13 protein-coding genes are annotated in these 17,530 nt (G+C 62.0%); 7 read left to right on the top strand and 6 right to left on the bottom strand.

Annotation, left to right across the window (positions count from 1 at the left end; translation table 11 throughout):
- Window positions 1–41 precede the first annotated feature (41 nt).
- Both LOKVESSMR4R_RS06305 and LOKVESSMR4R_RS06300 read left to right on the top strand, forming a co-directional pair.
- Complete coding sequence (locus LOKVESSMR4R_RS06305) at window positions 42–1,313, top strand: cobyrinate a,c-diamide synthase (protein ID WP_087206795.1); 1,272 nt, start codon at window positions 42–44, stop codon at window positions 1,311–1,313.
- A gap of 10 nt (window positions 1,314–1,323) precedes the next feature.
- Window positions 1,324–2,544, top strand: a complete 1,221-nt coding sequence (locus LOKVESSMR4R_RS06300) for an MFS transporter (RefSeq protein ID WP_087206794.1) — start codon at window positions 1,324–1,326, stop codon at window positions 2,542–2,544.
- Window positions 2,545–2,618: 74 nt separating this feature from the next.
- On the opposite strand, the gene LOKVESSMR4R_RS06295 is transcribed toward LOKVESSMR4R_RS06300, so the two are convergent.
- The 5 genes from LOKVESSMR4R_RS06295 to LOKVESSMR4R_RS06275 all read right to left on the bottom strand — a co-directional run bounded on the left by LOKVESSMR4R_RS06295 (window position 2,619) and on the right by LOKVESSMR4R_RS06275 (window position 8,772).
- Window positions 2,619–3,386: a squalene/phytoene synthase family protein gene (locus LOKVESSMR4R_RS06295; protein ID WP_087206793.1), complete on the bottom strand. Its 768-nt coding sequence runs from the start codon at window positions 3,384–3,386 to the stop codon at window positions 2,619–2,621.
- Entirely contained in the window at window positions 3,383–5,002 is a 1,620-nt protein-coding gene (cimA, locus tag LOKVESSMR4R_RS06290) for a citramalate synthase (protein ID WP_087206792.1), read from the bottom strand. Before cimA ends, LOKVESSMR4R_RS06295 begins: the two co-directional genes overlap by 4 nt.
- 69 nt (window positions 5,003–5,071) lie before the next feature.
- Complete coding sequence (gene cysS, locus LOKVESSMR4R_RS06285; protein WP_087206791.1) at window positions 5,072–6,505, bottom strand: cysteine--tRNA ligase; 1,434 nt, start codon at window positions 6,503–6,505, stop codon at window positions 5,072–5,074.
- A gap of 261 nt (window positions 6,506–6,766) precedes the next feature.
- The gene (locus LOKVESSMR4R_RS06280) at window positions 6,767–7,384 is read right to left on the bottom strand and encodes an outer membrane protein (protein ID WP_087206790.1); all 618 of its coding nucleotides are present in this window, start codon (window positions 7,382–7,384) and stop codon (window positions 6,767–6,769) included.
- 278 nt (window positions 7,385–7,662) lie between these two features.
- Complete coding sequence (locus tag LOKVESSMR4R_RS06275) at window positions 7,663–8,772, bottom strand: anhydro-N-acetylmuramic acid kinase (protein WP_087206789.1); 1,110 nt, start codon at window positions 8,770–8,772, stop codon at window positions 7,663–7,665.
- A 60-nt stretch (window positions 8,773–8,832) separates the two neighbouring features.
- Between LOKVESSMR4R_RS06275 and tyrS the strand changes: the two genes are divergently transcribed.
- The 5 genes from tyrS to LOKVESSMR4R_RS06250 all read left to right on the top strand — a co-directional run bounded on the left by tyrS (window position 8,833) and on the right by LOKVESSMR4R_RS06250 (window position 13,307).
- Window positions 8,833–10,083, top strand: coding sequence for a tyrosine--tRNA ligase (tyrS, locus tag LOKVESSMR4R_RS06270; RefSeq protein ID WP_087206788.1), 1,251 nt, complete (start codon window positions 8,833–8,835; stop codon window positions 10,081–10,083).
- 134 nt (window positions 10,084–10,217) lie between these two features.
- Complete coding sequence (locus LOKVESSMR4R_RS06265) at window positions 10,218–10,637, top strand: Fur family transcriptional regulator (RefSeq protein WP_087206787.1); 420 nt, start codon at window positions 10,218–10,220, stop codon at window positions 10,635–10,637.
- 3 nt (window positions 10,638–10,640) lie between these two features.
- Window positions 10,641–11,531, top strand: coding sequence for a DMT family transporter (locus LOKVESSMR4R_RS06260; protein ID WP_087206786.1), 891 nt, complete (start codon window positions 10,641–10,643; stop codon window positions 11,529–11,531).
- A gap of 41 nt (window positions 11,532–11,572) precedes the next feature.
- Window positions 11,573–12,847, top strand: coding sequence for a phosphopyruvate hydratase (eno, locus tag LOKVESSMR4R_RS06255; protein ID WP_087206785.1), 1,275 nt, complete (start codon window positions 11,573–11,575; stop codon window positions 12,845–12,847).
- A 37-nt stretch (window positions 12,848–12,884) separates the two neighbouring features.
- Window positions 12,885–13,307 (top strand): cupin domain-containing protein, encoded by a 423-nt coding sequence (locus tag LOKVESSMR4R_RS06250; protein WP_087206784.1) that lies wholly within the window; start codon window positions 12,885–12,887, stop codon window positions 13,305–13,307.
- A 285-nt stretch (window positions 13,308–13,592) separates the two neighbouring features.
- Here the strand turns inward: LOKVESSMR4R_RS06250 and LOKVESSMR4R_RS06245 are convergent, their stop codons facing one another.
- The gene (locus tag LOKVESSMR4R_RS06245) at window positions 13,593–17,201 is read right to left on the bottom strand and encodes a vitamin B12-dependent ribonucleotide reductase (RefSeq protein WP_087206783.1); all 3,609 of its coding nucleotides are present in this window, start codon (window positions 17,199–17,201) and stop codon (window positions 13,593–13,595) included.
- Window positions 17,202–17,530 lie beyond the last annotated feature (329 nt).

Raw genomic sequence — 17,530 nt, 5'->3', positions numbered from 1 at the left:
TTTCCAAAAATACTCCCGCCGGAGGCGTCCCGGAGGGACAAATGCGCTTTCTGATCAGCGCCCCCGCCTCGGGCAGCGGCAAAACCACGGTGACTTTGGGGCTGTTGCGCGCCTTCAGCCGGACCCAGACAATCCGCAGCGCCAAATCCGGCCCCGATTACATCGACCCTGCCTTTCATGCCGCAGCCTCGGGCGGGCCTTGCGTGAACCTCGATGCCTGGGCGATGACGCCCGACCGGATCAGGACGCTGGCAGACCCCGCCCCGCTGATTGTCGAAGGCGCGATGGGTCTCTTCGACGGCGCGCCGCCCGCAGGCAACGGCTCCAGCGCGGATCTCGCCAAGATCCTGAACCTGCCGGTGGTGCTGGTGATCGACGCAGGGCGGATGGCAGGATCGGTGGGCGCGCTGGCGCAGGGCTTCATGCGCTATGATTCCGCGTTGCAGGTCGCGGGGGTGATCCTGAACAATGTAGGCTCCGCCCGGCACGAAGCCATGCTGCGCCAAGCCTTGCAGGATGTCACGATCTTCGGCGCGCTGCCGCGCGATGCGGCCCTGCATCTGGGATCGCGGCATCTGGGGCTGGTGCAGGCGCAGGAACGCCCCGATCTTGACGCTTTCCTCGAAAACGCCGCGGATTTGATGACCCAGCATCTGGACCTGAATGCGCTGCAAGCCCTCAACGCGCCCCGGCCCCGCGCCGGGGCCGCGCACCGCATGACCCCGCCCGCGCAACGCATCGCCATCGCCCAAGACGCGGCCTTTGCCTTCGCCTATCCGCATCTGCTGGACGACTGGCGCGCAGGCGGGGCGGAATTGCAATTCTTCTCTCCCCTCGCCGATGATCCGGTGCCCGCGGTCGATCTGATCTATCTGCCCGGCGGTTACCCCGAATTGCACGCAGGCCAGATCGCGGGCAATGCGCGGTTTCTGGACAGTCTGCGCCGCGCGCAGGCCAGCATCTATGGCGAATGCGGCGGCTATATGGTGCTGGGCGACGGGCTGGTCGCGGCGGATGGCACGCGGCATGCGATGGCCGGGCTGTTGCGGCTGGAAACCTCTTTCGCGCAGCGCAAATTACATCTGGGATATCGGCATCTGCACGCGGCCCAAGGCCCCTTTGCAGGGCATTGGACCGGCCATGAATTCCATTATGCCAGCACGCTACGCGCCGAAGGCAGGCCGCTGTTCACCGCCAGCGACGCGACCGGTGCCGCCCTGGCGCCCATGGGGCTGATGGCGGGGCGCGTGGCGGGATCTTTTGCGCATCTGATCGATGCATCGCCCATTGCCTCTGCCGGAATCGAGGCGTAGCAATTGGCCCATGCAGATGATCGACGATGCCCGCGCGAAACGCAATGTGACCGTTCTGGTGCTGGCCCAGGCCATTCTGGGCGCGCAAATGCCGATGATGTTCGTGATCGGCGGGCTGGCGGGGGGACAATTGGCGGGCAATCCCTGCTTTGCGACCTTGCCGATTTCGATGATCGTCTTTGGCTCGATGACCACCGCACCCTGGATCAGCCCGCTGATGCAGCGCAACGGGCGGCGCTTTGGCTTTATGGTCGGGGCTTTCGGGGGCGCGATGGGGGCGGCGGTTTCGGCTTACGGGCTTTATACCGGGTCGTTCTTTTTGCTGCTGGCGGGGTCTTATCTGAGCGGGATCTACATGTCCGCCCAAGGGTTCTACCGCTTTGCCGCGACGGATACCGCATCTGAAGCCTTCCGCCCCAAGGCGATTTCCTTTGTCATGGCGGGCGGGCTTTTATCGGCCGTGATCGGGCCGCAATTGAACAAGCTCGCGCAAGATGCCTTTGTCGTGCCGTTTCTGGGCAGCTATCTGGCGATCATCCTGCTGAACCTTGTCGGCGTCGGCCTGTTCTATTGGCTGGACCTGCCCAAGGGCAGCCGGTCCGAGCCCAAAGCCGTCACCGCGATCACAGGCCGCAGCCGCCGTGAATTGCTGCGCGATCCGCGGATCATCGTCGCGATCATCTGCGGGATGGTATCCTATGCGCTGATGAACCTCGTGATGACCTCGACGCCTTTGGCCGTGGTGGGCTGCGGCTTTACCACCAATAACGCCAATGACATCGTGTCGCTGCATGTGATCGCGATGTTCGCCCCGTCATTCTTTACCGGCCATCTGATCGCACGCTTTGGCGTGGAAAAGATCATCGCCACCGGGCTGGTGATCCTTGCCATGGCCGGTGGCGTGGCCATCGCGGGGGTGGAATTGACCAATTTCTTCGTCGCCCTGTTCCTGCTCGGCCTTGGCTGGAACTTCGGTTTTATCGGGGCCACCACCATGCTGGCAGGCGCGCATCGCCCCGAAGAACGCGGCCAAGTGCAGGGGCTGAACGATATGCTGGTGTTCGGCATGGTGACCTTGGCCTCGCTGGCCGGTGGTGGCTTGCTCAATTGCGCAGGCGGCACCACGGTCGAGGGCTGGAATGCCGTCAACCTCGCCATGATCCCGTTTCTGGTGCTGGCGGGGGCCTCGCTGATCTGGCTGTCGCGGCAGCGCAGGGTTGTGGTGTCGTAAGGGGCGCTGCCCCTCGTCCGGACGTTGTCCGGCCTCACCCCGGAGTATTTTTGGAAAAAAGAAGTTGGTAGGGGTCAGACCCACCAGCCGCGCAAGGCGACATGGGCAAGGCGCAGGCTTTGGCGCAGCGGGGTAAGTTCGAGACGGGCTTGCAGCGCGGCATCGGGGTCTTTGGCGGCGTTTTGCAGAACGGGTCTGGCAGCATGGCCAAGCAGTAAAGGCGCGCTGGCCTGTTGTGGCAGATCGCGCCGCGCGGCGCGGGCAGCATCCAAACGCAACAAGGCGCGCTGCGCCAAAGAAGCGATGCCATCGGCACTGGCATCCGGCAGCGGCTGGCGTTGGCGGTCCAAGAGCACGGGCAGCGCGCGCAGCAGGTTGGCGACACCCGATGCATAGGCGAAATCGGCCACAACCGTCTGCGCAGCATTGCCAAGCAGCCGCGCGGCAGTGATCATCGGCGCGCCGCTGGTGGCCTGGATATAGCCGTCGAAATCCGCCTGATCCGCGAATGGGTCGCTGTAGATATCCCAGCGCCGCGCGGCGATGGTCGCATCCAGCGCCTCTGCCCCGGCGGCATCCAGCACCTCCGCCAAGGCATCGACGACCTCGTGCTTGCGCACCCTGCCGCCGGCCTTGATTTCCTCCAGCGCGTCGCGCCACCATTGCAGCCGCATTTCCGCGATCATCGGTTCCTTGGTCAGCCAGGGCGCGCGGATGATCTCGACGTTGAACGCATAGAGCGGAAAGAGGATGCGCCGCGCGCCGACGGGGGCTGCCATGATCGCGCGAAACCGTTCGGGATCGGCCTTTTCGACCAAGGCGGCGCAGGCCTCAAAGCTCATGCCTGCGCCCCGTCGCGCACCAATTTCCAGTTGATCGCATCAATCAGCGCATCAAAAGAGGCATCGACGATATTGGCGCTGACCCCCACGGTGGACCAGCGGTTGCCCTGGCCATCTTCGCTGTCGATGATGACGCGGGTCACGGCCTCTGTGCCGCCGCCGGTGATGCGGACCTTGAAATCCACCAATTCGATATCTTCGATCATCGCCTGATAGGGGCCAAGATCCTTGGCCAGCGCGCGCGCCAGCGCATTGACCGGGCCACGGTCGCTGCCGTCGGGGCCAAGGCTTTCGCTGACATTGAGGAATTTCTGGCCCTGCACCTTGGTCACGACCACGGCCTCGGACAAAGACACCATCTGATTGCGCTTGTTGCGGCGGCGTTCGACAGTGACGCGGTAGCGTTTGACCTCGAAGAAATTGGGCAAAAGACCCAGTTCGGCCCGCGCCAGCAGCTCGAAACTGGCCTGTGCCGTGTCATAGGCATAGCCCTGGGCCTCGCGCTCTTTGATCCGTTCGACGATGCGGGCCAGGGCGGGATCATCCGCCGCGACAGTGATCCCCGCCTCGGCCAGACGCGCGCGCAGGTTGGATTGGCCCGCCTGGTTGGACATCGGCACGATGCGCATATTGCCCACGGCGGCTGGGTCGATATGTTCATAGGTGCTGGGGTCTTTGGCGATGGCGCTGGCATGCAGGCCGGATTTATGCGCAAAGGCCGAAGCGCCGACATAGGCGGCCTGTTTGCTGGGCACCCGGTTGAGCATATCATCCAGCAGCCGCGAAGCACGGCGCAGCCCGCGCAAAGCGTCAGGCGTCACGCCGATGTCGAACCGGCTGGCATAGGGGTCTTTGAGCAGCAAGGTCGGGATCAGCGTCGTCAGATTGGCATTGCCGCAGCGTTCGCCCAGACCGTTCAGCGTGCCCTGCACCTGCCGGGCGCCCGCCATGACGGCAGCAAGCGATCCCGCCACTGCGGTTTCGGTGTCATTATGGGTATGAATGCCCAGATGATCGCCCGGGATGCCGCTGGCGATCACCTCGGTCACGATGCGCGCGATATCCTCGGGCAAGGTGCCGCCATTGGTGTCACAGAGCACGATCCAGCGCGCACCGGCGGCATAGGCGGCATGGATGACCTCGCAGGCATAGGCCGGGTTGGCCTTGTAGCCGTCAAAGAAATGTTCCGCATCAAACAGCGCCTCGCGGCCCAAACGGGCCAGATGGGCGAAACTGGTGCGGATGTTGTCGACATTCTCGGCCAGCGTGATGCCAAGGGCGGTGGTGACGTGGAAATCATGAGCCTTGCCGACCAGGCAGACGGCCGCAGTGCCCGCATTCAGCACCGCGCCCAGCACATCGTCGTTGTCCGCCGAACGCCCCTGCCGTTTGGTCATGCCAAAAGCGGTGAAACGGGCGCGGGTCGCGGGCGGGTTGGCAAAGAATTCGGTGTCGGTCGGGTTTGCGCCCGGCCAGCCGCCTTCGATGTAATCCAGCCCCAGCCCGTCCAGCACGGCAGCGATCTGCTGCTTTTCCTTGGCCGAAAATTGCACCCCCTGGGTCTGCGCACCGTCGCGCAGCGTGGTGTCATAAAGGTAAAGGCGCTCTTTGTTCATCTGGCACAATCCAAAATTTTCGTCGAAAATTTTGAGCGGGGACCAAGAATTTTTGACAAAAATTCTTGTTCACAGCCCACCCAGTTTTGACGCATCAAAATCCGGGCCCGGCGACCATGTCGCCTGCCCGCCCACATCTGTCACCAACACGCCTGCGGCGGTCAACATATCGCGCAAGGCATCGGCCTGCGCCCAATCCCTGGCGGCACGGGCTGCGGCGCGGGCCTGCAGCAAGGCATCGACACGCGCAGCGACGGCAGGGGTCACATCCGGCCCTGCCTCGGCCCCGTCAAAAAGCGGGATCGCGGACCAGTCGCGCACCAGCCCCAGCATATCGAGACCATGCGCAAAGCCCGCCAGCGCCGTTGGCGTCTTGCCCTTGGCCAGCACATGCAGCCGCGCGATGGCACCCGGCGTGTTCAGATCATTGGCCAGCACGCCCAGAAATTCCGCATCCGCCTGCCATTTGCCATCGGCCTTCAGCGCGCGGATCAGTTCGGGACCAAAGCCATGCCCGTGCAGGATGCCATACCAGCGGCGCAGGGTCAGATCAGCCTCGGCGCGGCGGGCCTCTGTCCAATCCATCGTCTTGGCGTAATGCGTGCCCAGCATGACAAGGCGGATCACCTCGCCGGGGATGCCCTGATCCAAAAGGTCGCGGATGGTAAAGAAATTGCCCAGGGATTTGGACATTTTCTTGCCCTCGACCTGCAACATTTCGTTATGCACCCAGTAGCGCGCGAAATCGCCATGCGGATGGGCGCAAGCCGATTGCGCGATCTCGTTTTCATGATGCGGGAATTGCAGATCATTGCCGCCACCGTGGATGTCAAAACTGTCACCCAGCAGATCATGCGCCATGGCGGAACATTCGATATGCCAGCCCGGCCGCCCATAGCCCCAAGGGCTGTCCCAGCCCGGCACCCCGTCGCCCGAGGGTTTCCACAGCACGAAATCCATCGGATTGCGCTTATAGGGCGCGACTTCCACCCGCGCACCGGCGATCATGTCATCGATGGACCGGCCGGACAGCGCGCCATAATCGGCATAGCTTTCAACGGCAAAGAGCACATGACCTTCGGCCTCATAGGCATGATCCTTGGCGATCAGATCGGCGATCATGGTGATCATCTGCGCGATATATTGGGTCGCGCGCGGCTCATGCGTCGGGCGCAAGGCACCCAGCGCGTCCAGATCCGCGTGATACCAGCCGATGGTTTCCGCCGTGATATCACCGATGGCGCGCCCGCTTTGCGCCGCGCGCGCGTTGATCTTGTCATCGACATCGGTGAAATTGCGCACATAGGTCACATGTTTCGCGCCATAGACATGGCGCAACAGCCGGAACAGCACGTCAAACATCAAGGACGGGCGGGCATTGCCCAGATGCGCGCGGTCATAGACCGTCGGCCCGCAGAGATACATCCGCAGATTGCGCGCATCGATCGGGACAAACTCCTCGCGCTTGCGGGATTTGGTATTATGCAGCCGGATGGTGGTCATGATGCCTCGCGCGCAGGGTTATGCTGCGGGCTTAGCTGCTTGCGATCTGGTGTGAAACGACAAAAAGCGGCCCGCGACGGATGTCAGCAGGGAATAATGCAGCATGTAATGATGCAAATGCTCTTCATCCCGTTTGCCTAGCGGCAAATCAATCCGCTGGCAACGAAAAAGGGCCCGCGCCTGTTGCGCGGACCCTTGGGACAGGTCATGACCAGCGGTCCTGGGGAAGGGACAAGGGCCGGCCCGACCGCCCGTGCCTGATCAGAACTGGTAGGACACGCGGGCCGTTGCCGTTGTGGCGCGCAATGTGTCGGTCAGCGATGTTGCATCGGCTTCGTAGAATTTGTGCTGCAACACTTCGCCGCCAAAGGTGATGTTATCGGCAAATTTATAGGCAACACCCAGGCCGTAAAAGTCGCCTTCGACTTCCAGATCGGGGCCCGATGTATTGGCCCGCACAACGCCGCCGGTCACATAGGGCAGAAACGCGCCCGCATCATAACCCACACGCGCCTTGACGCGCAGGATATCGTCGAGATCGCCGGTCCCCGCCACATTGTCGATGCTGCTCAGGTCATAATCGACTTCGGCCCCCAGAACGACGGTGCCCAGATCATGCATATAACCCGCATGCACACCGTAGATGGCGCCGTCCACGTCATCGGTCGTGCCGCTGCCTGTCACATCGGCATAGCCAAGCTGACCACCGGCATAAAACCCGGTCCAGTTGGTGCTGACCACCACGGGGGCGGCGATGACAGGTGTCGGTGCCACGGTTTCCACGGGCTCGGCCAGGCCGCCTGCGGTGGCCATGCCTGCGGCCAGTGCCAGCGGGGCTGTCAGCGTGGTAAGAGCTGCGAATTTGAATTTGGTCGTCATGGGATATACTCCGTTTCGGGTTGTCGTGTGACGGGTAATTGACAACTAAACAGATCGGTTCAATAGGGGCTCACAGCGCTGTGATGCAAACCGGCGGATTTGGCCCCAAACGCCCCCTGGTTCGGCCAATATCCGCGCAGTTTCGCGCTATAATCGCAACATTTATCCAAAAAATATCAGGCAATCCGGGGCCTGCGGGGCGGGTTTTGCGGCCGCAGCACCTTGCGCGCCCTGCGGGTGAGGGGCAAGAGCGACTCACCCCGGGGCGGCAGGCCGGGTCAGGCCATGGCACGCCGGCGCGGCCCTGAGACGCGCCCACCAGGCAGCGGTGCCGGCACCCCCGTCGTGCCCGGCGCCGAGATCGGCAAGCCGCGCAAAACGCGCACTGCAAGAAAGGCAAAGGCCTGCGCCTCGAGCATGTCACCATCCAGCCCCACGGCCTCGACCGGATCAACGGGCAGACCGCAGGCCGCAGCCAGCACCGCCATCAGCGTGCCATTGCGCCGCCCGCCGCCGGTGACCAGCAGCCGCGCAGGCGGGCGCGGGCAAAGCGTCAGCCCCGCGGCAACCGACCAGACCAGGGCCTGGGTCAATGTGGCAATGGCATCGGCATCCGCCAGATCCGCCGTTGCAGCACCAAGCGCGCGAAAATGATCGCGGTCCAGCGATTTGGGGGCCGGGGCGGCGAAATAAGGATCAGCGCGGAACGCGGCCAGCGCCTGCATAGCCGGCCTGCCTGCGGCGGCGACCTGCCCATCGGCATCATAGCCGCGCCCGAACCGCGCACGCATGGCATCATCAATCGGCGCATTGGCAGGCCCGGTGTCAAAAGCCAGCAGCGCGCCCGGATCGGCAGGATCGGCACAGGCCGGATCGACCCAGGTCAGATTGCCGACCCCGCCAAGGTTCAAAAACGCGACCGGCGCCCGCGCGCCGATCCATTTGGCCAAAGCGAAATGATAGAAAGGCGCCAGCGGCGCGCCCTGCCCGCCTGCCGCCACATCGGCGCTGCGGAAATCCCACACGACCGGGCAATCAAGCGCCGCCGCCAGCCTGTCGCCATCACCGCATTGATGCGTGCCGCGCCCGCCCGGATCATGCGCCAGCGTCTGGCCGTGGAACCCCGCCACCGCGACATCGCGAAACCCCGCCATCAGTGCAAGATGCGCCTCTTCGACCACGCGGGCGGCAGAGGTGATATCCTGATCCGGCCAAAGCCCCAAAGCCGCGCGCAGCACATCCTGTTCGGCAGCGCTATAAGCGCGATACGCGACAGGCCCAAAGCCGAAAATCCGCTGCCCATCGGTTTGCACAATGGCAGCATCCACCCCGTCCAGCGATGTGCCCGACATCGTGCCCAAAGCGGTGACTGCGATCCCGTCCAACATCTGCTTTCCCTCATGACCTGCGCTGATTATAGAGTGCGGGTGCGAGATTAGGAATAAACGATGACCTACCACCCCAAATCCGATTTCATGTCCGTGATGATGGAACGCGGCTTTCTGGCCGATTGCACCGATTATCAAGGGCTGGATGATGCGCTCAGCCGGGGGGTGGTGACCACCTATATCGGCTATGACGCGACGGCGAAATCGCTGCATGTGGGGCATCTGCTGAATATCATGATGCTGCGCTGGCTGCAAAAGACCGGCCACCAGCCGATCACGCTGATGGGGGGCGGGACAACCAAGGTGGGCGACCCCAGTTTCCGCGCCGATGAACGCCCCCTGCTGACGCCCGACCAGATCGACGCAAATATCGCGGGGATGCAGCAGGTGTTCGCCAAATACCTGACCTATGGTGAGGGTCCGACCGATGCCTTGATGCTGAACAATGCCGAATGGCTGGACCAGCTGAACTATCTCGATTTCCTGCGCGATATCGGGCGGCATTTCAGCGTCAACCGGATGCTGGCCTTTGAATCGGTGAAATCGCGGCTTGACCGCGAACAATCTTTGTCCTTCCTCGAATTCAATTACATGATCCTGCAAGCCTATGATTTCCTTGAACTCAACCGGCGCTATGGCTGCCTGTTGCAGATGGGCGGATCGGATCAATGGGGCAATATCATCAATGGGATCGACCTGACGCGCCGGGTGCTGGACCATGAAATCTATGGGCTGACCTCGCCTTTGCTGACCACCAGCGACGGGCGCAAGATGGGCAAATCGGCGGGCGGCGCTGTCTGGCTGAATGCCGATATGCTCTCGCCTTATGAATTCTGGCAATTCTGGCGCAACACGACCGATGCCGATACCGGGCGGTTCCTGAAACTTTACACCGAATTGCCGCTCGATGAATGCGATCGTCTGGGCGCGCTGCAAGGCGCCGAGATCAATGCCGCCAAGATCATCCTCGCCAATGAGGTCACTGCCCTGCTGCATGGCACAGAGGCAGCCGCCACAGCCGAGGCCACGGCACGCGATGTCTTTGAAAAAGGCGGCGTGGGCGATGATCTGCCCACGCTGACGCTGGGCGCTGATGAACTGGGCGCAGGCCTGTCGATTGCCCAGATCATCGTGCGCGCGGGTCTGGCCGGCACCGGCAAAGAGGCCAAGCGCCTGATCGCGGAAAATGGCGCGCGGCTGAACGATGCCCCGCTGACCGATGCGGGGCTGATGGTCGATGCCGCGATGCTGGCGCAGCCGATCAAACTGAGCGCCGGCAAGAAACGCCATGCGCTGGTGCAGCTGGGCTAGCCCCCTTCTTCCGAGCCGAAATATCCCCGCCGGAGGCATAAAAGTCAAAACCGCCCCCGGCGCAAAGGGCCAAAGCCGCTGGCCAGCGCCGGACAGGACCGCTAAGACAGAGCCAGACACAGACCGGGCCGCCGATGACCGATACGATCCTTTCCCGCTGCGAGGCACAGGGCCTGCGCCTGACCGACCAACGCCGGGTCATCGCGGCCGTGCTGGAATCCGCCGAAGACCATCCCGATGTCGAAGAACTCTATCACCGCGCCGTGGCGGTCGATCCGCGGATCTCGCTGGCGACCGTCTACCGGACCGTCAAGTTATTCGAGGAATCAGGCATCCTCGAAAAGCATGAATTCGGCGACGGGCGCGCGCGCTACGAAGCCGCCGACCGCGACCACCACGACCATCTGATCGATATGCATAGCGGCGAGGTGATCGAATTCGTCGATGCCGAGATCGAGGCCCTGCAAGAACGCATCGCCGCCAAGCTGGGCTATCGGCTGATGGGGCACCGGCTGGAACTCTACGGGCTGCCGCTCAAGAAAAAGGACCATTAGGCTTTGGAAAACCTGCGCGGTGCGGCCTTCATGGTGCTGGCGATGTTCTGCTTTGCGCTGCTCGACACCACGATCAAGCTTTTGTCGCAATCCATGCCCGTGGGCCAGGCGCTGGCGCTGATCAGTGTCGGGATCCTGCTGCTGCTTCTGGGTTGGTCGGTGCTGCAACGGATCCCGCTCTGGCAGGCCGATTACCGCAATCCGCGCGTCATCCTGCGCAGTATCAGCGAGGTGGCAGGCACCTGCCTGATCTCGCTGGCGCTGTCATTGGTGCCGCTGACAACCGCCTCGGCGGTGATACAGGCGACACCGCTTGTGGTGGCCATGGGGGCGGGGCTTTTTCTGGGGCAAAGCATCGGCTGGCGGCGCTGGATCGCGATCATCGTGGGCTTTGGCGGCGTGCTGCTGATCATCCGTCCGGGGCTGGAAGGGTTCAACCCCGCCACCCTGCTGGCCGTGGCAGGCATGCTGGCGCTGGCCACGCGCGATCTGCTGACGCGCGCGCTGACTGTGACGCTCTCGGGGGTGCAATTGGGGATCCATGCCTTTGCCTTCGTGCTGCCGGGGTCAGTGATGCTGATGCTGGCGCAGGGCGCGCCGCTGATCCGGCCCGATGCCGCCACCTGGGCGCTGGTGCTGGCGGGCGTGGTGATCGGGGTGATGTCCTATCTGTCCATCATCGCCGCCACGCGCGGCGGCAATGCCGGTGTGATTTCATCCTTCCGTTACAGCCGCATGATCTTTGCGCTGGCAATCGGCTTTGTCGTCTTTGGCGAAAGACCCGATGCCGCCACGCTGATCGGGGCGGCGATCATCATCACCTCGGGCATCTTCACGCTCTGGCGCGAGGCCCGTATGCGCCGCGCTTCCCTTGCGCAACAAGCCGCGTTATAGACGCGGTGATACCGCTAACATTGCTTCCAAAGGAGCCTTCCATGACCACGATCATCGACATTCACGCCCGCGAAATCCTCGACAGCCGGGGCAACCCCACGGTCGAAGTCGATGTGGTCCTCGAAGACGGCACCATGGGCCGGGCCGCCGTGCCATCAGGCGCATCCACCGGCGCGCATGAGGCGGTGGAACGCCGCGACGGCGACAAATCGCGTTACATGGGCAAAGGCGTGCTGGAAGCCGTCGCCGCCGTGAACGGCGAAATTGCCGAAGCCATCCTGGGCTTTGACGCGACCGAACAGGTCGGCATCGACATGACGATGATCGAACTGGACGGCACGCCGAATAAATCCCGCCTTGGGGCCAATGCGATCCTCGGCGTGTCCATGGCCGTGGCCAAGGCAGCGGCCGATTTCACCAGCCAGCCGCTTTACCGCTATATCGGCGGCACATCGGCGCGGATGCTGCCGGTGCCGATGATGAATATCATCAACGGCGGCGAACATGCCGATAACCCGATCGATATTCAGGAATTCATGATCATGCCCGTCGCTGCGGATAATATCCGCGAGGCCGTGCGCATGGGCGCCGAAGTGTTCCACACGCTGAAAAAGGAACTGTCAGCCGCCGGTTTCAGCACCAGCATCGGCGATGAGGGCGGTTTCGCCCCCGCCATCGGGTCCACCCGCGCGGCGCTGGATTTCATCATGAAAGCCATCGAAAAGGCGGGCTATGCGCCTGGTGCCGATATCTATCTGGCCCTCGATTGCGCCGCGACCGAATATTACAAGGGCGGCAAATATGAAATGGCGGGCGAAGGGGTCTCGCTGTCCAGCCAGCAAAATGCCGAATATCTGGCGAAACTCGCATCCGATTATCCGATCATCAGCATCGAGGATGGCATGTCCGAGGATGATTGGGACGGCTGGAAAATGCTGACAGAGATGATCGGCGACAAGGTGCAACTGGTCGGCGACGATCTGTTCGTGACCAACCCTGCCCGTCTGGCCGATGGTATCACGCGCGGCTGCGCCAATGCCATGCTGGTCAAGGTCAACCAGATCGGCACCCTGACCGAAACGCTGCAAGCCGTCGATATGGCGCATCGCGCGCGTTACACCAATGTGATGTCTCACCGTTCGGGCGAGACCGAGGATGTCACCATCGCCGATCTGGCCGTGGCGACGAATTGCGGGCAGATCAAGACAGGCTCGCTGTCGCGCTCGGACCGTCTGGCGAAATATAACCAGCTGATCCGGATCGAGGAAATGCTGGGCGAAACGGCGACCTATGCCGGGCGGTCGATTTTGCGGTAAGGTAAGGTGCGTTGAAACGCACCCGACGAGGTCCGGTATGACCGCTGACGAGATCATCGCCCATCTGCAACTGGCCCCCCATCCCGAGGGGGGCTATTACCGCCAGACATGGGTCGCCGAAAACGCAGGCCGACCGGTCGGGACCTGTATCTATTTCCTGCTCAAACACGGTGACGCCAGCCATTGGCACCGCGTCGATGCGGTGGAGATCTGGCATTTCCACGCAGGCGCGCCGCTGATCCTGTCGCTGGCCGCCGATGATGCGGGGCCTGCGGTGGATCATGTGCTTGGTCCAGATCTGGCTGCGGGCCAGTTTCCGCAAGTGATCGTGCCCGAACAGCATTGGCAGGCGGCCCGCACCACGGGCGACTGGACATTGGTCAGTTGCACCGTGTCACCGGGGTTCGATTTTGCGGGGTTCACGCTGGCGGCACCGGGGTTCGATATCCCGAGGGGGTAAGGCGCCTGCCCCAGACTTGATCCGGGAGCCCGCCCCGGACGTGATCCGGGGGCCCGCCCCGGACGTGATCCGGGAGCCCGCCCCGGACGTGATCCGGGAGCCTGCCCCGGACGTGATCCGGGAGCCTGCCTCGGACGTGATCCGGGGGCGCTGCCCCTCGCCCGGACTTTGTCCGGGCTCACCCCGGAGTATTTTTGGAAAAAAGAAGTCAGGGAGAAGGCCGCCCCCCAAGAAATTTCGTGAGGAATTTCTTGGGGAGAGGTGGGATTTTTCGGCAGAAAAATCTTAGCTGCAGCCGCTGGTCCCGCCGCAGGTGTTGCACTTCATGCAGGTCCCGTTGCGCACCAGCGTGTAATTGCCGCATTCGCCGCAGGGATCGCCCTCATAGCCTTGCATCTTGGCCTTGTCGCGGGCGGACAGCGTCGCGGTTTCCGTGACCACGGCAGTCATCGTCGCCGTGCCGCTGACCAAGGCGGCATTGCTGACGCCGGTTTGCAGCGCCATCAGGTCCTGTGGCATCCGCTTGCGCAGATAACCGGTCGAGGAGATCTGTTTCAGCACCTCGAGCGACCGTGACGCCGCGTTTTCGCTGGGCGTGCGTACGTTGGAAACACCTTCCGCCTCGCCCCGGCCGATATCGTCAAAGGCCGCCCCTTCGGGTTTCACATGCGCCAGATCGGTGCGGTCAAGATAGCTGACAGCGAGTTCGCGGAAGATATAATCCAGGATCGAGGTCGCATTCTTGATGCTGTCATTGCCCTGCACCATGCCTGCGGGTTCGAATTTGGTGAAGGTGAAGGCATCCACGAATTCCTCCAGCGGCACGCCATATTGCAAGCCCACGGACACGGCGATGGCGAAATTGTTCATCATCGCGCGGAAACCGGCGCCTTCCTTATGCATGTCGATGAAAATCTCGCCCAGCTGGCCGTTTTCATATTCGCCGGTGCGCAGATAGACCTTATGCCCGCCGACAATGGCCTTTTGGGTATAGCCCTTGCGCCGCTGCGGCATCTTTTCGCGTTCGCGGTTGCGGATTTCCTGAACGATGATCTTTTCCACGATCTTTTCGGCCAGCACGGCGGCCTTTTCATGGTGGTTGCCGCTTTCCAGCACCTCGCGCGCGTCATCATCATCCTCGACCAAGGCAGAGGCCAGAGGCTGCGACAATTTCGATCCGTCACGGTACAGCGCATTGGCCTTCACACCCAGCGACCACGACAGTTCATAGGCTTTCTGGCAATCCTCGATTGTCGCGTCATTGGGCATGTTGATCGTCTTGGAAATCGCGCCCGAGATAAACGACTGCGCCGCCGCCATCATATAGATATGGCTGTCAACGCTCAGATAACGCTTGCCTTTCTTGCCGCAGGGATTGGCGCAATCGAAGACGTTGTAATGTTCTTCGCGCAGGAATGGCGCGCCTTCGAGCGTCATGGTGCCGCAGACATGGTCATTGGCGGCCTCGATATCCTGCTTGGTATAGCCAAGGTGGCGCAGCAGATCAAAGGTCGGGTCATTCAGCTTGGCCTCGGGGATGCCCAAGGTCTTGGTGCAGAAATCACTGCCCAGGGTCCATTGGTTGAACACGAAGCGGATATCGAAAGCGGACCGCAAAGCCCCTTCGACCTTATCCAGTTCCGCCTGCCCGAACCCATGCCCGATCAGCGAGGTGTGGTTGATCGCGGGCGCCTGCCCCATTGATCCGTGACCCACCGCATAGGCGATGATTTCCTCGATCTGGGCCGGTCCATAGCCCAGCTTTTCCAGCGCGGCCGGCACCGATTGGTTGATGATCTTGAAATAACCGCCGCCGGCCAGTTTCTTGAATTTCACCAGCGCGAAATCAGGCTCGATCCCGGTCGTGTCGCAATCCATCACCAGACCGATAGTGCCGGTGGGCGCGATCACGCTGACCTGCGCATTGCGATAGCCGTGCTTTTCGCCAAGGCGCAGCGCCTCGTCCCAGCTTTCGACGGCCAGCTTGACCAGACGGTCGTCAGGGCAATTGGCATGGTCCAGCGGCACGGGCTTCACATCCAGCGCCTCATAGCCATCGGCCTTGCCATAGGCGGCGTTGCGGTGGTTGCGGATCACGCGCAGCATATGTTTGGCGTTCTTGGCATAGCCGGGGAATGCGCCCAGCTCGCCCGCCATTTCGGCCGATGTCGCATAAGATACGCCGGTCATGATCGCGGTCAGCGCGGCGCCCATGGCGCGGCCTTCGGCGCTGTCATAGCCAAGGCCCATATTCATCAGCAAACCGCCGATATTGGCATAGCCCAGACCCAGCGTGCGGAAATCATAGGACCGCTGCGCGATTTCTTTCGACGGGAATTGCGCCATCATCACCGAGATTTCCAGCGTCACGGTCCACAGACGGGTGGCATGCATGTAATCTTCGACCTGGAACTGCCCGTCCTTGTAGAAGGTCAGCAGGTTCATGGAGGCAAGGTTACAGGCCGTATCGTCAAGGAACATATATTCCGAACAGGGGTTCGATCCGCGGATCGCGCCGTCTTCGGGGCAGGTATGCCAGGCGTTGACGGTGTCGTGGTACTGGATGCCCGGATCGGCACAGGCCCAAGCCGCATGGCCCACCTGTTCCCACAGATCACGCGCCTTGATTATTTTCGCAACTTCACCGTTCTTGCGGTTGATCAGCTTCCACATCTCGTCATTCTCGACGGCTTTCAGGAAGGCATCGGTCACGCGGATCGAGTTATTGGAATTCTGGCCGGAAACGGATGAATAGGCTTCCGAATCCCAATCGGTGTCATAGGTCGGGAATTCGATGCTGGTATGGCCTTGCTTGGCGTAATCCAGCACGCGCTTGATATAGGTTTCAGGGATGGCAGAACGTTTGGCATCCTTGACGGCCTGCGCCAGCGTTTCATTCGTCTTGGGGTCATAGGCGGCCTCGGACGAGCCATCCCATGCCTTGATCGCCGCAAAGATCGCGTTCAGATAGCGTTCATGCATCTTGGACCCGGCGACGATGGAAGCAACCTTTTGCTCCTCGATCACCTTCCAGTTGATGAATTCCTCGATATCGGGGTGATCGGCATCGACGATGACCATCTTGGCCGCGCGCCGCGTGGTGCCGCCCGATTTGATCGCACCGGCCGCACGGTCGCCGATTTTCAGGAACCCCATCAGGCCCGATGATTTGCCGCCGCCGGACAATTTCTCGCCCTCGCCGCGCAAGGATGAAAAGTTGGTGCCGGTGCCAGAGCCGTATTTGAACAGGCGGGCTTCGCGCACCCACAGATCCATGATGCCGCCTTCATTGACCAGATCGTCAGCGACGGATTGGATGAAACAGGCATGCGGCTGGGGATGTTCGTAGGAAGATGTGGATTTGGTCAGCTCGCCGGTCTGGTAATCGACATAATAATGGCCCTGTGCCGGACCATCGATGCCATAAGCCCAATGCAGGCCGGTGTTGAACCATTGCGGGCTGTTGGGCGCGGCGCGCTGGCTGGCCAGCATGTAACGCATTTCATCGAAATAGGCGCGCGCATCTTCTTCGGTGGTGAAATAGCCACCTTTCCAGCCCCAATAGGTCCAGGCCCCGGCCAGACGGTCAAACACCTGCTTGGCGGATGTTTCGCCGCCAAAAGTCGCGTCCTTTGCCGGAACAGACCGCCAGAGGAATTCAGGCACGCCCTTTTCCTTGATCTTCTTGGTCGCCGAAGGCACGCCCGCCTTGCGGAAATATTTCTGCGCGATCACATCGGATGCAACCTGGCTCCAGCTTGCGGGAATTTCGCAATCATCAAGCTTGAACACGATCGTGCCATCCGGGTTGCGGATCTCGGAGGTCGTGGTCTTGAACGCCAGTGCTGCATAAGCGTCCGCGCCGTCTGTCGTGAAATTCCGTTCGATCTTCATGTCTCTGCCCCTTGTTGGATGACCGACGTTGCGGCCCGCATCTGTTAAGCACCGTGTTCCCGGCGCAAGCTTCAAAGCTGATTGCATCAGACGGTGCCGGACAGGGCCATGCAGCGCATGGTCTGTCAGAAAACACGTTCCGGCGTCGCGCCTGGCTGATGAATCGTCCCCGTGCCGACACAACATATGGTGATGTTTGAGCGGCTCGCATAAGGTGACGCATCTATCCCTAGTGGGTCAACGCATTTTTAACACCAAATACAGATTATTTCGATTGACGCCCCGCGGCAGGGATGCAGCCCCGCCAGCGCGATGATTCATCCACCGAA

Source organism: Yoonia vestfoldensis (assembly GCF_002158905.1).
Lineage (GTDB): Bacteria > Pseudomonadota > Alphaproteobacteria > Rhodobacterales > Rhodobacteraceae > Yoonia > Yoonia vestfoldensis_B.
This window is presented reverse-complemented; position numbering and strand designations above follow the sequence as displayed.

Coding starts and splice junctions, on each gene's coding strand:
- cysS (WP_087206791.1), bottom strand. CDS start 6,505: ATGACCACCATCCGGCTGCATAATACCAAATCCCGCAAGCGCGAGGAG.
- tyrS (WP_087206788.1), top strand. CDS start 8,833: ATGACCTACCACCCCAAATCCGATTTCATGTCCGTGATGATGGAACGC.
- LOKVESSMR4R_RS06305 (WP_087206795.1), top strand. CDS start 42: ATGCGCTTTCTGATCAGCGCCCCCGCCTCGGGCAGCGGCAAAACCACG.
- LOKVESSMR4R_RS06245 (WP_087206783.1), bottom strand. CDS start 17,201: ATGAAGATCGAACGGAATTTCACGACAGACGGCGCGGACGCTTATGCA.
- LOKVESSMR4R_RS06265 (WP_087206787.1), top strand. CDS start 10,218: ATGACCGATACGATCCTTTCCCGCTGCGAGGCACAGGGCCTGCGCCTG.
- LOKVESSMR4R_RS06280 (WP_087206790.1), bottom strand. CDS start 7,384: ATGACGACCAAATTCAAATTCGCAGCTCTTACCACGCTGACAGCCCCG.
- LOKVESSMR4R_RS06295 (WP_087206793.1), bottom strand. CDS start 3,386: ATGAGCTTTGAGGCCTGCGCCGCCTTGGTCGAAAAGGCCGATCCCGAA.
- LOKVESSMR4R_RS06300 (WP_087206794.1), top strand. CDS start 1,324: ATGCAGATGATCGACGATGCCCGCGCGAAACGCAATGTGACCGTTCTG.
- eno (WP_087206785.1), top strand. CDS start 11,573: ATGACCACGATCATCGACATTCACGCCCGCGAAATCCTCGACAGCCGG.
- cimA (WP_087206792.1), bottom strand. CDS start 5,002: ATGAACAAAGAGCGCCTTTACCTTTATGACACCACGCTGCGCGACGGT.
- LOKVESSMR4R_RS06275 (WP_087206789.1), bottom strand. CDS start 8,772: ATGTTGGACGGGATCGCAGTCACCGCTTTGGGCACGATGTCGGGCACA.
- LOKVESSMR4R_RS06250 (WP_087206784.1), top strand. CDS start 12,885: ATGACCGCTGACGAGATCATCGCCCATCTGCAACTGGCCCCCCATCCC.